Consider the following 15,230-nt stretch of genomic DNA (forward strand, 5'->3'; position numbering starts at 1 on the left):
TCACTCGATCCTGGCCGTGCCCTGGTAGCGCAGCTCGCCGCCGTCCAGCGCGTACCGGGCCACCCGGATGTCGGCCGGGTCGGGCGCGCCGTCCGCCGCGAACGTGTAGCGGGCGATCAGCACGCTCCCGTGCTCGGACTCCGCCACGTGCCGCAGCAGCTCCGCGCGGGAGTCCGCACCGGCCGCGATGCCGCTGAGCAGGATGTTCGCGGCGTCGTAGGCGTACGCCTCGTAGCCGTCCGGCACCACGCCGTACGCCTGCCGGTACCGGTCCGGGAAACCACCGGTCGCCTCGCCGGACGGGATCCGGGGGCCGGTGACGATCGCGGGCGCGCCCGCACTGCCGGCCCCGGCCGCGAACTCGTCGCCGAGCAGCCCGTCCGTGCCGACGAACCGGCCGGTGAACCCGGCCGTGCGCAGCTGCCGGATCAGCACACCACCGGCGGGGTAGTAGCCGCCGAAGAAGACCGCGTCCGCCCCGGACGCGATGACGGCGTCGACCTCGGCGGAGAGGTCGGTCTCGTCGTTGGCGATCAGGCGCTCACCGGCGATGGTCAGGCCGGTGACGGCCTTCACGGCCGCGAGCGTGCTCCGCCCGTAGTCGTCGTCCTCCGCGACGATGAACAGGCTGCCCTGCGGCATCTCGCTGCGCAGATAGGTCACGCCGGCCCGCGCCTGCATCACCTCGTCCGCGGCCAGCTGGAACCGGCCCTTCCAGCCCCGCGTGCGCAGCGTCGAGGTGGCCGCGGACGGGGAGACGAACGGCAGCCCGGCCGCGTCCAGCGCGTCGCCGGCGGCGAGGGTGTCGGTGGTGAAGAGCGGGCCGACCACGCCCAGGATCCGCGGGTCGGCGGCCACCTGCCGGGCCACGACCGCGGAGTTCGAGGCCTGGTCGCCGCTGTCGAACTCGGCCAGCTCCACCCGGCAACCGGCGCCGGCCCGGTTGTGCTCGCCGACCGCGAGCACGGTGGCCTGCCGCATCGGCTCCGCGAGCGCGGTCAGCGACTCCGACGTGTTGCCGAAGAACGCGATCTTCGCGGTGCAGTTCGCGGCCACCGGGTTCTGCCGTTGCCACGGCGCGGTGGCGCCGAGCACGGCCAGCACGGAGGCGGCCACCACGACCAGGCCGCCCACCACGTTCCACCGGGCGCGCGGGCGCGGGGCCACCGCAGGCCGGGGCGGGAGCGTGCCGGGCGGGACCGGCGGGCCGGCGCCGGGCTCGGGCAGCGCGCACCCCTGCGCCACGATCAGCTCCGGCTGCTCGCTCACCTGCGGGGCCGTGCCGAGCCGCCGGTGCAGCAACGCCGCGACCAGCGGCAGCCGGCTCGAGCCGCCGACCAGGTGGATCCCGGTCAGGTCCCGCTCGCGTACCAGCGCGGCGACGGTCTCCACCGTGCGTTCCACCAGCGGCGCGGCCAGCGCGTCCAGCGTGTCGCGGCCGAGCGGCGCCTCGACGTCCAGCAGCGGCAGGTGCAGGTGGGTGCCGGAGGCGCGGGAGAGCAGCTCCTTCGCCCGGCGGACGTCGTCCCACAGCTGCCGCCGCGCCCGCCGGTCCGCCGCCGACTCCGGCACGGTCAGCCGTCGCCAGATCTCCGGATCCCGCGCGGCGTAGAGCGTGCCCAGGTGCGTCACGATCGCGGCGTCCACGTCCAGGCCGCCCACGTCCGGCAGCCCGCCGCCGGCCTCCACCACGAAACCGTCGTCGGTGCGGCGCACCACGCTCGCGTCGAACGTGCCCGCCCCGAAGTCGTAGACCAGCAGCCGCGCGCCGACCGGCAGGTCCGGGTCCGCGCTCCCGCCGCACAGTCGCCGGGCCGCGGCCACCGGCTCAGCGACCAGCTCCGGGCTCGGCAGCCCCGCCATGATCGCCGCTTGCCGCAGCACCTCCTGCCGCGGCTGACCCCACCCTGCCGGGAAACCCATCGTCACCGTGTCCGGGGCTCTGCCCGCCACCCGCGTCGCCTCGGCCCACACCCGGCGCAGCACGGCCGCGATCAGCGCGGTCACCGGCACCTCGAACTCGCCGAGCAGCACCGTCCCCTCGTCGATGCGCGCCTTGGGCGCGGTCTCCAGCAGCTCCGGCCGCAGCCGCGCACTGTGCAACGCGTCCGCGCCGGTCAGCGCGCCTTCCGACGACCAGTAGACGGCCGACGGCAGCGAGGGCGTGCCGTCGAACATCAGCAGCACGGGTTCGCTCCCGTCCGCGGCCGCCAGCACCGCGACCGTATTCGACGTACCAAAGTCGACCCCGAGCCGCATGGCGCGAGTCTAGAAGGCCACCACCAGCAGCCCCAGACCCCGATCCCGCTGACGCGATGGCCACGACTCGCGCCTCACCGCCGGGACTCGGGCCAACAGGGAGGCGACAAACCAGATCAAGATCCAGTTCATTTTCCCGCTTCCGGCGTGGTGCGGCAGCGTTGCTCCCGCGGGCAAACCTCGCGTCGGGCTCCGCTGGCGCTCCGCTCGTCGCGAGGAGCCGGTCACGCAGTGGTCCGGCACACCACACGGACCCCACGGCCCGGCGCCTCAAAGCCCACCAGGGTCGACCTGAGCACCGTCCTCTTCGAGGGGGTCGCCGCTGCCGCGGTCGGGCTGCCGTGCGCGAAGGGTCAGTGTGCGAGGGCGGCCGGGGTGCAACCGCCTGCGGTGGAGAGGAGCGGATCCTGGCAGGGGGCTGCGGTGGGCGTGACGGGGGGTGATGCGACCGGGGGGAGGCGGTGGGCGCCGGGGCCCTGGCGGCCCAGGACGTCGCGGGGGTTGGTGAGGTGGCAGGACTTGAGGGAGAGGCAGCCGCAGCCGATGCAGTCGGTGAGGTCGTCGCGCAGCGCCTGGAGCTGAGTGATGCGGGCGTCGAGGTCGGTACGCCAGGTCTCGGAGAGCCGCGCCCAGTCCTCCTTGGTGGGGGTGCGCTCGCTGGGCAGCCGGTCCAGGGCCTCGCGGATGGTGGCGAGCGGGATGCCGACGTGCTGGGACGCCCGGATGAACGCGACCCGGCGCAACGTGTCCCGGCTGAACCGGCGCTGGTTGCTGGACGTGCGGGTGCTGCGGATCAGGCCGCTGCGCTCGTAGAAGTGCAGCGCCGACACCGCGACCCCGCTGCGTTCCGCCACCTGCCCGACGGTCATCTCGTGGAACGTGGTCCGTGCTCTCGGCATGGCGTCGACCCTACCCCTAGACCTCAATGAAGGTTCAGGGCTGGGTGCGGGCGTTTGGCGGCGAGCCGCAGCAGGGTATGGAAACCGCCATGTCTCTCGCTGGAACCTGGGCCGTGACGCGGCAGGCGGCGGCCCGGTTGGTGCTGCCGCTCGCCGTCCTGTACGCGATCATGGTCGGGATCGGTCTGCTGATCACCCGCGTGGCGCACGACGACTGGCCGCTGACCGTGGAGGACACGGTCAACCGCGAGCTGGAGCGCGAGCGCGGCGGCGTCGTGGACGTGGTCTCGCAGGTGTTCAGCACGCTGGCGAGCACGCCGGTGATCGTCGGGACGACCGCGGTGATCGCGCTGCTGCTCTACCTCACCTCAAGAAACTGGCGCGAGCCCGCGTTCCTGATCGGCGCCGTCTGGGCGCAGTCGATCGTGTTCGTGCTGACCACGCTGGTGATCGCCCGGTCGCGGCCGGAGGTGGTGCACATGGACGCCTCGCCGCCGACGTCGAGTTTCCCGTCCGGGCACACGTCCGCCGCGCTGGCGCTCTACGTCGGGCTCGGGCTGGTGCTGGCGTCGCGGGTGACGAACCGGCGGGCGCGGTGGGCGTGGACGGCGCTGCTGATCACGGTGCCGATCGGCGTGGCGGTGTCCCGGCTCTACCGCGGCATGCACCACCCGACCGATGTGCTCGGCTCGTTCATCAACGGCGCGATCGTCCTGTGGGTGATGGCGCGCGCGTTCCTCGACCGGAGTGTGAGCTGGGGCCGTGAACGGGCCGGCCGGCTCCGCGAGGCGGTAGGGGCGAAGGCCTGAGCTCCGTTGGCCGGGTGGGTCGCGCGCCCCGGCCGTACCATGTGATGGTCGTTGATCTTTGAAAGCTCCGGAGCCGGTTTCCGGTTCGTTACCGCGGTACTAGCGTGTCTCCTGAACGCTGGTTTATATTGCACTTTCAGTGCACAAACTGCGGAGGAGTGGGCCGAATGGCGGAGCAGCAGCGCGTGGCGATCGTGACCGGGGCGGCACGGGGGATCGGGGCGGCCACGGCCGCACGCCTGGCCGCGGACGGATTCGCGGTCGCGGTCCTGGACCTGGCCGAGACGGATGCCAAGATCACCGCGGACGCGATCGTGGCCGGCGGCGGCCGCGCCCTCGCGGTCGGCGCGGACGTCGCCGACGCCGCGCAGGTCACCGCCGCCGTGGACCGGATCGCCGCGGAACTGGGCCCGCCGCTGGTGCTGGTCAACAACGCGGGCGTCATCCGCGACAACCTGCTGTTCAGGATGACGGAGTCGGACTGGGACACCGTGCTCGGCGTGCACCTGCGCGGCGCGTTCCTGATGAGCAAGGCCGCGCAGGCGCACATGACGGCCGCGAAGTGGGGGCGGATCGTCAACCTGTCCAGCACGTCCGCGCTCGGCAACCGGGGGCAGGCCAACTACGCGGCCGCGAAGGCCGGCATGCAGGGCCTGACGAAGACGCTCGCGTTCGAGCTCGGCCCGTTCGGCGTGACGGCGAACGCGGTCGCGCCCGGCTTCATCGTCACGGACATGACCGCCGCGACCGCCGCGCGGGTCAACGTGCCGTTCGACGTCTACCAGGAGAAGGCGGCGGAGCAGATCCCGGTGCGTCGCGTGGGCCGCCCGGAGGACGTCGCGCACACCATCTCGTTCCTGGTCTCCGACGGTGCCGGGTTCGTGTCCGGGCAGGTCATCTACGTGGCGGGTGGGCCGCGTGCCTGATGTCCGGGCACTGGCACGGGCATTCCGGGAGAACACCCCGGCCGGCGACTCGGCGGACTTCCTGCGCAAGAGGTTCGACGCCGGGCTCGCCTGGGTGCACTACCCGGAGGGCCTCGGCGGGCTCGGCGCGGCCCGTTCCCAGCAGGCGATCGTCGAGGAGGAGCTGGCCGGCACGCCGTCGAACGATCCGCGCCGCATCGGCATCGGCCTCGGCATGGCCGCGCCCACCATCCTCAGACACGGCACGGACGCGCAGAAGCAGCGGTTCCTCCGTCCGCTGTGGACCGGCGAGGAGCTGTGGTGCCAGCTGTTCAGCGAGCCCGGCGCCGGCTCCGACCTGGCCGGGCTGGCCACGCGCGCGGTCCGCGACGGCGACGGCTGGCGGATCACCGGCCAGAAGGTCTGGACCTCGATGGCGCATCACGCGCGGTGGGCGATCCTGCTCGCCCGCACCGACCCGGAGCTGCCCAAACACCGCGGCCTGACGTACTTCGTCTGCGACATGACCGCGCCCGGCGTCGACGTGCGGCCGCTGCGCCAGCTGACCGGCGAGGCCGAGTTCAACGAGGTGTTCCTCACCGACGTGTTCCTCCCCGACGACCTGCGGCTCGGCGCCGTCGGCGAGGGCTGGGCGGTCGCGCGCACCACGCTGATGAACGAGCGCGTCTCCATCGGCGGTGGCGCGACCCCGCGCGGCGGCGGCCTGATCGGCGTGCTGACAGACCTCTGGAAAACCGATCCGGGGGTACGGTCGGCAGCCGCCCAGGACGAGATGATGCGCCTGTGGGTGGCGGCCGAGGCGGCGCGGCTCACCGGCGAGCGCGTCCGGCAGCAACTCGCCGCCGGCGAGCCCGGCCCCGAGGGTTCCGCCGTCAAGCTGGCCTTCGCCGAGCTGGCCCAGAAGATCACCGGCTTGGAGCTGGAACTGCGCGGCGCGGACGGCCTGCGGCACGACGACTGGACCATGCGGCGCGGCGAGCTGGTCGACTTCGAGGGCCGGTCGCCGACGTACCGGTGGCTGCGCGCCAAGGGCACCTCGATCGAGGGCGGCACGTCCGAGATCCTGCGCAACATCATCGCCGAACGCGTGCTCGGCCTGCCGGCGGAGCCACGTACCGACACCACCGTCCCGTGGCGGGAGCTGCCCCGATGAACCTGCTCTACAGCGCCGACGAGGAATCACTGCGGGACTCGCTGCGCGCCCTGCTCCGGTCCCGCTCCTGGTCGCCGGACGACGGCTTCGACCCGGACGTCTGGCGCCTGCTCACCGCCGAGCTGGGCGTGACCGGCCTGATCATCCCCGAGAAGCTGGGCGGCGCCGGCGCCACGCTGCGCGAGGCCGCGCTGGTCATGGAGGAGCTGGGCCGCTTCCTGGCCCCGGTGCCCTACCTCGGTTGCGCCGTCATGGCCACGGTCGCGCTGCGCGTCACCGGCGACACCCAGATCCTGACCCGGATCGCGGACGGTTCCGCATGCGCCGCACTGGCCGTGCCGTTCGCGGGACCACTCCCGCCGGTGTCCGTCGTGGACGGCGCGCTGACCGGCCGGGTGCAGTCCGTGGCGGACGCGATGGTGGCGGACACCCTGCTGGTCCCCGCGTCCGACGGCGGGCTGTGGGAGGTCGCCGCGGACGGGCCGGGCGTGGTGCGCGTTCCGGTGGTATCACTGGACGTGACCAGGCCACTGGTGGACCTGACCTTCGACGGTGCGCCGGGGCGGCCGATCGGGCCGGCGGATCGTGCCGTTGCGGCCGCGTTCACGGCCGGGTCCGCGCTGCTGGCATCCGAGCAACTCGGCGTCGCCGAGTGGTGCCTCGACACCACCGTGGACTACGCGAAGACACGGCTGCAGTTCGGCCGCCCGATCGGGTCGTTCCAGGCCGTCAAACACCGCCTGGCCGACGTCTGGGTCTCGGTCACGCAGTCCCGGGCCGTGGCCCGCTACGCCGCCGGCGCAGTCTCAGGACCGGACGACGACCTCGGGGGTACGGAACAGCGCCTCGCCGCCGCACTGGCCCAGTCCCACTGCGGTCCGGCGGCCGTGCGGGCGGCCGAGGAGTGCGTCCAGCTGCACGGCGGCATCGGCTTCACCTGGGAACATCCAGCCCACCTCTACCTCAAGCGCGCCAAGACCACATCGATCGCACTCGGCACCGCCCCCGCACACCGCCACGCCCTGGCCACGCTGCTGACCCTCGACGCCGCGGCACTGACCGAGCCCTCCTGACCCTCCTGCGGCCGACGCCTCGCGGGCATGAAACGACCCGCGACCTGCCTGGTCGTGCCATGCCGGGGTGGCGGGCATCGCGGACGCGTACTGCCTCCCGTGAATCTGCGAGACCCCACCCCGGCGATCAGGTCAGCGACGATTCGCGGTGACGGCGACGGCAGTGAAGCACATCCTGAACACCCCGCCGGCCTCGTCGATCACCGCGCCATTGGCGTCCAGGATCGGACCCAGCCGTTCCGGCGGCAGCCGCGTATGGAACCCGAACGTAGGCAACTGATCCAGCCACTCATCGCGCGTGTAGCGGCGCTCCCACCCGTACCGCCAGATCTCTGGCTCGTCGAACCGCCCGGTCGTCCGCAGCCCTTCAGCCGCCGCCCCACTCATCGCGTCGTAGGCCCCGGCCACGCTGGACGCCGCCGGCGCCTCCGGCAGTAGTCGAGCTGTGACCTGCGCGAACGCAGCCGCAATCGCAGGCTCCGGCTCCATCGCGTTCCAGAACAGTGCGATCCGCCCGTGCGGTCGCAGCACGTCCGCGGCCCGGTGCGCGCCGGCGACCGGATCCACCCAGTGCCAGGTCTGCCCGGCAACGACCAGGTCGAACGTGCGCTCCCGGGCATCCCACACCTCGAACGCCGACTCCTCGACCTCGATGCCGTGCCGCCGGGCGACCGCGGCCATCCTCGGGTCCGGCTCCACGCCCAGCACCCTGCAGCCCGCCTCCGCGAACGGGCGGGACGAGATGCCGGTGCCGCATCCGACATCGAGCACGTCCCGGCCGTCGGTGGCCTCAAGGATTGCCGTGATCATCTCGGCCGGATAGCGCGGCCGAGTCCGGTCGTAGCGCTCCGCATCCACGCCGAACGACTCGGCGGCCTCGCGGTGCTCGTGCGATCGCTTGTTAGTGGGCATGCGCCCACTCTAGTGGGCGCATGCCCACTCCGCGACCCCCCACGTACGTCGCGTCGCGTTCGCGATGCCGCCCTGCGTCGTGCACTCGACCGCGTTGCGCTCGCGATGCCGCCCTGTGCCGCGCACTCGACCGTGCCGCGTTCACCATGCCGCCCTGTGCCGCGCACTCGACCGTGCCGCGCTCGGTCTGCGCACGGCCGGCCGGTAATCTCGTCCTGTTCCGCCATTGCGCCCGCTGTGGGATCCAGGCATCACTCCTGTCGTCAGAACGACGTCGATGACGCCCTGATCGCCGCGCAGGGCCGCACGTCGGCGGGCGGCTCAACGGTGAGGAGTGCGGGTGCCGACAGGGGTGGCGATTCGCGACGTCCGCGAGCACCTGTTCGGCGCGGCCGAGAGGGTGCTGCTCCGCGACGGCGCGCAGGGGCTGACCAGCCGCGCCGTCACCACGGAGGCGGGCGTGGCCAAGGGCGTGCTGCACCGGCACTTCACGGACTTCGACGCGTTCCTGGCCGCGCTGATCCGCGACCGCATCGCGCGGTTGTCCGGCACCGCCACCGCGCTGCGCGACGCGGCTGGGACCGGCACCGTGGCCGGCAACCTCACGGACGCGCTGACCGAGCTGTTCGGCTCCGTGGCGGTCGCGCTGATCGGCCTGATGATCTTCCGGGACGACCTCCGGGCGCGATTGCGGGCGGAGTACCCCGGCGGCGTGCCGCTGCTGTCCAACCTGTCCGCGATGGTGTCGGACTACCTCGTGCTGGAGCGCGACGCCGGCCGCCTGGCCGCGGACGCGGACCCGCAGATGCTGGCCCTGACCATGATCGGCTCCAGCCACATGATCTTCGCCGGCAGCCGCGACACACCCCCGGGCGGCGACGACGTCCTCCACATGGTCACCTCGGTCCTCGCCCCGGCCCTGCGCTGACGCCGCGCGCGTCGGCTTTGCGCTGACGTCTCGCGCCCCAGCCCTGCGCTGACGCGCGCGTCGGCTTTGCGCTGACGCCGCGCGCGCAAGGTCGCGTCGAGCCGTCGCCCGCGCAGCTATCAACCCAGCCTCCTAGGCTGCTCTGAGCGGGTGTGACCACCGTGGGGACGGACGTGACGGGAGCGGAGAACGGGACCGGCGAGGGTCTTCCGTGACCAGCGGCGGAACCGGCTCCGATGCGAAGGGCAAAGCGGAGCGCCGGCGGAGTCTTTGCTCGCAGCGAGGTTTGCCCGCGGGAGCATGCGGGCCGGACCATGCCGGAAGCGGGAAGATCCTGGTTTGGGGTTGTTGCTTGGTTTCTGGGGTGGTGGGCGGCCACTACAACAGGGGCGGAAATGGGAATATATTGATGATTCGCCGTTGTGTCCTGGGTATTGACGTGGCGTTTCTTGAATATACACTCCCAGTGTAATTACCTGAGACGGGGCAACCGCGCCGCCGCCGGGTGATGGGCGAGGTGACCATGGGAGCACCACCGCACGACGCACCAAACGACAAACCCGGCCAAGGCCTCATGCTGCGTGGGATCGGCGTGCGGTTCGGCGGGCTGATCGCGCTCGAGGACGTCTCGCTGACCGTGCCGCCGCGGCGGATCGTCGGCGTGATCGGGCCGAACGGGGCCGGCAAGACCACGGTCTTCAACGTCATCTGCGGGTTCGTGGCGCCGCACACCGGCACGCTCACGCTGGACGGCGCGCCGCTGCGCCCGAAACCGCACCGGCTCGCGCGGCGGGGGATCGCGCGCACGCTGCAGGGCGTCGGGCTCTTCGCCGGGCTCACGCTCGTGGAGAACGTGATGGCCGGCGCCACCGCCTCGGCCCGTGCCGGCTTCGTCTCCGCGCTGCTCGCGCTGCCGCGCTCCACAAGGGAGGAAGCGCGGTTGCGGGAGGACGCGGTGCGGCAGCTGGACGCGCTGGGCATCGGGAAGCACGCGGACGCGCTGCCGGCCACGCTGCCCTACGCGATCCAGAAGAAGGCGGGGCTGGCCCGCGCGCTCGCGGCCCGGCCCCGGCTGCTGCTGCTCGACGAGCCGGCCGGCGGGCTGGGCGCGGACGAGATCGACGAGCTGGCCGTGCTGATCCGGGAGCTGCCGGAGACCGCGGGCACGGCCGTGCTGCTGGTCGAGCACCACATGGACCTGGTGATGTCCGTCTGCGACGAGATCGTGGTGCTCGACTTCGGGCGCGTCGTCGCCACCGGCACGCCCGACCAGGTGCGCGGCGATCCTGCGGTCGCGGCCGCCTACCTGGGCACGGACGCGATTCCGGACTCCCGACCGGTGGCCGGGGACGTGACCCGGTGACCGCGCCGCTGCTGGAGATCCAGACCATCACCGCGGGGTACGGCGCCGCGCCCGTCCTGCACGAGATCACGCTGAGCGTGCCGCCGCGCACCATCGTGGCCGTCCTCGGCGCGAACGGCGCCGGCAAGACCACGCTGCTGCGCACCGTCTCCGGCCTGCTCCGGCCCACGTCCGGCGCGGTGCGGCTGGCGGAGGAGGACCTGGCCCGGGTGCCGGTCGAACACCGGGTGCGCCGCGGCATGGCGCACGTGCCGGAGGGCCGCGGCGTGGTCGCGGAGCTGACCGTGGACGAGAACCTGCGGCTGGGCGGCCTGTTCCGCACCGACCGGCGGGACGCGCGGCGGGCGCTGGCCGAGGTCTACACGCTGTTCGAGCCGCTCGCGCGCCGCCGCGGCCACGCCGGGCATCAGCTCTCCGGCGGCGAGCGGCAGATGCTGGCGATCGGCCGCGCGCTGGTCGGCCGCCCCCGCCTGCTGCTGCTCGACGAGCCGTCGCTCGGTCTCGCGCCGCGGGTCACCGCGCAGCTGATGGGCCTGCTGGCCCGGCTGCGCGACGACACCGGCCTGGCCGTGCTGCTCGTGGAGCAGAACGTGCGCAGCGCGCTCTCGGTCGCGGACCGGGGCGTGGTCATGTCGCTGGGCCGTGTGGTGCGCGAGGCGGACGCCGCGCTGCTGCGGGACGACGACGCCCTCCGGCACGCCTACCTGGGGTTCTGATGGACCGAATCGTTTTCCTTACCGTGGACGGGCTGTCCCGGGGCGCGGTCTACGCCGCGATGGCGCTCGCGCTGGTGCTCATCTGGCGCGGCGCCCGGATCGTCAACTTCGCGCAGGGGGCGATGGCGGTCGCGGCTGCCTACGCCGGGCACAGCGTCACGGCCGCGACCGGCTCGTTCTGGCTCGGCTTCCTGGCCGCGCTGGCCGCGGGCCTGGCGCTGGGCTGGCTGGTGGAACGGCTGGTCATGCGGCACGTCGGCCACGATCGGCCGTTGAACGCGGTGATCGTGGCGCTCGGGCTGGTCCTGCTGATCACGGCGGTGCTGGGCATCGTCTACGGCAACGAGTTCAGGCCGGCACCGCCCGCGTTCGACCGGACGGCCGGGTTCGCCGGGCTCTCGCCGTACGACATCTTCGTCTTCCTGTCCGTCGCGGTCACCGTGGGTGCGCTGGCGGTGCTGTTCACGCGCACGAAGGCGGGGCTGCGGTTGCGCGCGTCCGCGTTCGCACCGGAGGTGTCCCGGCTGCTGGGGGTGAACGTGGGCGGCATGCTGCTGCTCGGCTGGGTGCTGGCGGCCGGCGTCGGCGCGCTGGCCGGGATGCTGATCATCCCGACCGAGTTCGGCCTGCATCCGAACGCGATGGACCGCTCGTTCGTGGTCGCGTTCACCGCGGCCGTGGTGGGCGGGCTGGACAGTCCGCTCGGCGCGGTGATCGGCGGGCTCGCGGTCGGGCTGGTGCTGTCGTTCGTCGGCGGCTATCTCGGGGACCAGGTCACGCCGCTGGCGATCATCGTGCTGCTGCTGGCGGTGCTGCTGATCCGCCCGGACGGTCTGTTCGCGGCGCGGGCTGCGAGGCGGATATGAAGCGATATCTCTGGACGATCGGGTTCGGTGTGGCGCTCTTCGGCCTCACCTGTCTGCTGCCGTCCTTTCAGAACTATCAGCTCGCCACGGTCGCGGCCTATCTGTGCGCGACCGCGGGGCTGACCGTCCTCACCGGACAGTGCGGGCAGCTGTCACTCGGCCACGGGGCGCTGATGGCCACCGGGGCGTACACCGTGGCGCTCATGCAGTCGGCTTTCGAGAATCTGCCGTTGTCGCTGGTCGCGGGGGTTTTGGTGACGGTCCTGGCGGGCGCGGTCATCGGCGTCGCGGCGGCCCGGCTGCGCGGGCCCTACCTGGCCGGCGTCACGCTCGCGGTCGCGGTGGTCGTGCCCGGCATCGCCACCATGTTCCACGACGTGCTCGGCGGCGACCAGGGCCTCACGTTCTACCTGGCGCCGCCGCCGTTCGGCTACGACTTCCCGTTCGAGCGCTGGCAGGCCTGGATCGCGCTGACCGCGGCGCTGCTCACCATGCTGTTGCTCGGCAACCTGGCCGCCAGCCGGTACGGCCGGGCGTTCCGCGCGGTCCGCGACGACGAGATCGCGGCGCAACTCTCCGGCATCCACGTCGCCCGCACCCAGGTCCTGGCGTTCGTGGTCAGCGCGGCCGGGGCCGGGCTCGGCGGCGGCGTGCTCGCCGTGCTCGCGCTGAGCGTGTCCCCGGGCGCGTTCTCGCTGACGCTGTCGCTGTTCCTGGTGATGGCGATCGTGGTCGGCGGGCTCGGCAGCCTGGCCGGCGCGGTCTGGGGCGCGTTCCTGCTGGTCGCGCTGCCGGACCTGACCGCCCGGGTCACCGAGGTGGTGCCGCTGTCGCCCGCGCTGGCGCAGCGGCTCGAGGGAAATCTGCCGCTCGCCGTCTTCGGCATCACGCTCGTCGTGGTGATGCTGGCGGCGCCGGGCGGGATCCAAGGGCTCATCTCCTCCGCTCTTACTGCGAAACGAGGCCGATAATGCGCAAGCTCGTCCTGCCGCTCGCCCTGCTCCTGGCGATCGCCGGCTGCAACTCCGGCTCCGGGTCCGGCGCCTCGGTGCCGGGCGTCTCCGACACCGAGATCGTCGTCGGCACGCACATGCCGCTCACCGGCCCGGCCTCCGCCGGGTACTCCCAGATCGCGCCCGCCACCAAGGCCTACTTCGACTTCGTCAACGCGGCCGGTGGCATCAACGGGCGCAAGATCACGCTCAAGGTCAAGGACGACGGCTACAACCCCGCCAACACCCAGCAGGTGGTACGCGAGCTGGTGTTGCAGGACAAGGTCTTCGCGATCCTGAACGGGCTCGGGACGCCTACGCACACCGGCGTGCTCGACTTCCTCAACAGTCAGCGTGTGCCGGACCTGTTCGTCGCGTCGGGCAGCCGCAGCTGGGACCAACCGGCGAAGTATCCGGGGACGTTCGGCTTCAACCCGGACTACACGGTCGAGGGCAAGATCCTCGCGACGTACGCGCAGAAGAACTTCGCGGGGAAGAAGCTCTGCTTCCTCGGGCAGGACGACGACTTCGGGCGTGACAGCCTGGCCGGGGTGACCGGGGTGCTCGGGGACTCCGGCGTGGCCGTCAAGCAGACCTACACGACCAGCGTCACCAACGTCGCGCCGCAGGTCGACGCGTTCAAGGCCGGCGGCTGCGAGGTCATCGTGCTGGCGACCGTTCCGGGCTTCACCGCGCTCACCATCGGCGCGGCCGCCCGGCAGGGCTTCAAGCCGCAGTGGCTGGTCTCGAACGTGGGTGGCGACTACAACACGCTCGCCAAGCAGCTCGGGGACGCGAAGGGGCTGCTGGAGGGGCTGCTCGGGGCGAACTATCTGCCGGCCGCGGCGGCCACCGGCGACCCGTGGATCCAGCTCTTCCAGAAGATCAATACGGAGTACAACGCGGGTGCGCCGTTCGACGGGAACACCATCTACGGGATGTCCGTGGGATACCTGTTCGTGCAGGTGCTCCAGGCGGCCGGCAAGGATCTGACCCGCTCGTCCCTGCTGTCGGCGGTCGAGAAAGGCGGATTCACCGGGCCGGGACTCGGGCCGCTGCGCTTCTCCGCTGATGACCACTCCGGGTACGGCGGGCTGCGGATGACCAAGGTGACCGGGACGGTACAGGACTACTTCGGGCCGACCTACGAGACCGACTCCGAGAAAGGGCCGGTCACCGAGTACGCGGTTGCCCCGCCGGCGCCGCCGAGCAACGGGATCCCGTCCGCCTGAACCGGTCCGGTCCGGCGTGGCCGTCGCCTAGAATCTGCAGGTCATGGCGCTATTCCACCGCTGTGTGGCGCTCCTGGCAGCCCTGTCGATCCTGGTGACGGCCACGCCGGCCGTGGCCGCGCCCGGGGGGTTCCCGGGAGTCGGCGTTTATCGCGTGGGACGGGACATCCAGCCGGGTGTCTATCGGGCGACCGGGAAGACGGCGTGCTATTGGCACCGGGCGCGTGACGCGAGCGGCAAGCCGGGCAGCATCATCGCGAACGACATCGGCAGCGGTCCGCGCATCGTCTATGTGCGGCCGTCCGACCGGGTGTTCCGTACCAATGGGTGCAGCCGGTGGAAGCGGGTGTTCGATTCGGCGCTGCAGGCGGTGTCGACGCGGACCAGGCTGCCGGGGGACGGGGTGTTCCTCGTGGGTGCGGATTTCGTGGCGGGGACGTATCAGTCGTCCGGTAATACGGCCGCTTGTTACTGGCAGCGGTCGAGTTCGGCGGACGGGGCCGCGGAGAGCATTCTCGACAACGGGATCGCGAAGGGGACGCCTACGGTGAGGGTTGAACCGTCAGATGCCACGTTCGGCAGTAGCCGCTGCAATCCGTGGGTGAGGATCGGTCCCTGAGGGAGCTTTGGTCTGTCGCGCGGCGGTAGCGCGGTGCTCACGTCTGGGCGGCCGCTTCTCGCTGCTCGGCTGCGGGTCCGTGGCTGGTCCGGTGTTGAGGGTGACGGATCGCGGCCCGGTGCCGGTCAGCGTCAGGCTTGCGTCACGTTGCTGCTACCGGTTGCGTTGGTGGCGGCCCTGCCGATGCTCTGCACCCCTGCGGGCGGGTCGATGGCAACGGGGCAGCCAGGCTGTCACCTCTGTGGCTGCTTGCGCATTACCGACCTTTCGGCGTCGAGGTGCGGACCCGCCGTGATCAAGCGGGTCCTCCGTGCCCGAAATTTCGTGAGATGGCGGCCTGGAGGCCCGTCTCATCCTCGCTCTGATGCCGGAAGCTGACCGGAGAATCGGCACCGCCGCGGACCAAGGCCGAAGGATCCGGCGGCACGTTGTCCACAACCACAAACTCCATTTTCACGCCCGCGAGGTGTCACCCGAAGGTGC

General features: G+C 72.2%; 14 protein-coding genes. 11 read left to right on the plus strand and 3 right to left on the minus strand.

From position 1 onward, the window contains the following. The gene (locus OP04_RS49850; protein ID WP_085066618.1) at window positions 1-2,259 is read right to left on the minus strand and encodes an ABC transporter substrate-binding protein; all 2,259 of its coding nucleotides are present in this window, start codon (window positions 2,257-2,259) and stop codon (window positions 1-3) included. Between the two features lie 353 nt (window positions 2,260-2,612). After that, the gene (soxR, locus tag OP04_RS20675; protein ID WP_051798419.1) at window positions 2,613-3,158 is read right to left on the minus strand and encodes a redox-sensitive transcriptional activator SoxR; all 546 of its coding nucleotides are present in this window, start codon (window positions 3,156-3,158) and stop codon (window positions 2,613-2,615) included. An 89-nt stretch (window positions 3,159-3,247) separates the two neighbouring features. Between soxR and OP04_RS20680 the strand changes: the two genes are divergently transcribed. From OP04_RS20680 to OP04_RS20695, 4 genes are all read left to right on the plus strand, one after another. Further along, the gene (locus OP04_RS20680) at window positions 3,248-3,967 is read left to right on the plus strand and encodes a phosphatase PAP2 family protein (RefSeq protein WP_033341393.1); all 720 of its coding nucleotides are present in this window, start codon (window positions 3,248-3,250) and stop codon (window positions 3,965-3,967) included. Between the two features lie 167 nt (window positions 3,968-4,134). Then, a complete protein-coding gene (gene fabG, locus OP04_RS20685; protein WP_033341394.1) occupies window positions 4,135-4,893 on the plus strand; it encodes a 3-oxoacyl-ACP reductase FabG in 759 nt (252 codons plus the stop codon). Further along, window positions 4,886-6,046, plus strand: coding sequence for an acyl-CoA dehydrogenase family protein (locus OP04_RS20690; RefSeq protein WP_033341436.1), 1,161 nt, complete (start codon window positions 4,886-4,888; stop codon window positions 6,044-6,046). The genes fabG and OP04_RS20690 overlap by 8 nt, the downstream gene beginning before the upstream one ends. After that, window positions 6,043-7,119: an acyl-CoA dehydrogenase family protein gene (locus OP04_RS20695; protein WP_033341395.1), complete on the plus strand. Its 1,077-nt coding sequence runs from the start codon at window positions 6,043-6,045 to the stop codon at window positions 7,117-7,119. Before OP04_RS20690 ends, OP04_RS20695 begins: the two co-directional genes overlap by 4 nt. Before the next feature lie 132 nt (window positions 7,120-7,251). On the opposite strand, the gene OP04_RS20700 is transcribed toward OP04_RS20695, so the two are convergent. Continuing rightward, on the minus strand, window positions 7,252-8,031 hold the full coding sequence (locus OP04_RS20700; protein ID WP_033341396.1) for a class I SAM-dependent methyltransferase: 780 nt from the start codon (window positions 8,029-8,031) through the stop codon (window positions 7,252-7,254). A 340-nt stretch (window positions 8,032-8,371) separates the two neighbouring features. Here OP04_RS20700 and OP04_RS20705 point away from each other — a divergent pair, with 340 nt between their 5' ends. From OP04_RS20705 to OP04_RS20735, 7 genes are all read left to right on the plus strand, one after another. Further along, window positions 8,372-8,959, plus strand: coding sequence for a TetR/AcrR family transcriptional regulator (locus tag OP04_RS20705; RefSeq protein ID WP_033341397.1), 588 nt, complete (start codon window positions 8,372-8,374; stop codon window positions 8,957-8,959). 574 nt (window positions 8,960-9,533) lie between these two features. After that, window positions 9,534-10,322, plus strand: a complete 789-nt coding sequence (locus tag OP04_RS20710; RefSeq protein ID WP_232323668.1) for an ABC transporter ATP-binding protein — start codon at window positions 9,534-9,536, stop codon at window positions 10,320-10,322. Further along, entirely contained in the window at window positions 10,319-11,038 is a 720-nt protein-coding gene (locus tag OP04_RS20715) for an ABC transporter ATP-binding protein (RefSeq protein ID WP_033341398.1), read from the plus strand. Before OP04_RS20710 ends, OP04_RS20715 begins: the two co-directional genes overlap by 4 nt. Beyond that, complete coding sequence (locus tag OP04_RS20720; protein ID WP_033341399.1) at window positions 11,038-11,904, plus strand: branched-chain amino acid ABC transporter permease; 867 nt, start codon at window positions 11,038-11,040, stop codon at window positions 11,902-11,904. The genes OP04_RS20715 and OP04_RS20720 overlap by 1 nt, the downstream gene beginning before the upstream one ends. Continuing rightward, window positions 11,901-12,875, plus strand: coding sequence for a branched-chain amino acid ABC transporter permease (locus OP04_RS20725; RefSeq protein WP_051798421.1), 975 nt, complete (start codon window positions 11,901-11,903; stop codon window positions 12,873-12,875). The genes OP04_RS20720 and OP04_RS20725 overlap by 4 nt, the downstream gene beginning before the upstream one ends. Further along, window positions 12,875-14,128 carry an ABC transporter substrate-binding protein gene (locus OP04_RS20730; RefSeq protein ID WP_033341400.1) on the plus strand — a complete coding sequence of 418 codons (1,254 nt, stop codon included), beginning with the start codon at window positions 12,875-12,877 and terminating at the stop codon, window positions 14,126-14,128. The genes OP04_RS20725 and OP04_RS20730 overlap by 1 nt, the downstream gene beginning before the upstream one ends. Before the next feature lie 43 nt (window positions 14,129-14,171). Further along, a complete protein-coding gene (locus OP04_RS20735) occupies window positions 14,172-14,747 on the plus strand; it encodes a hypothetical protein (protein WP_051798424.1) in 576 nt (191 codons plus the stop codon). Window positions 14,748-15,230: the final 483 nt, after the last annotated feature.

Source organism: Catenuloplanes japonicus (assembly GCF_000717135.1).
Classification (GTDB): domain Bacteria; phylum Actinomycetota; class Actinomycetes; order Mycobacteriales; family Micromonosporaceae; genus Catenuloplanes; species Catenuloplanes japonicus.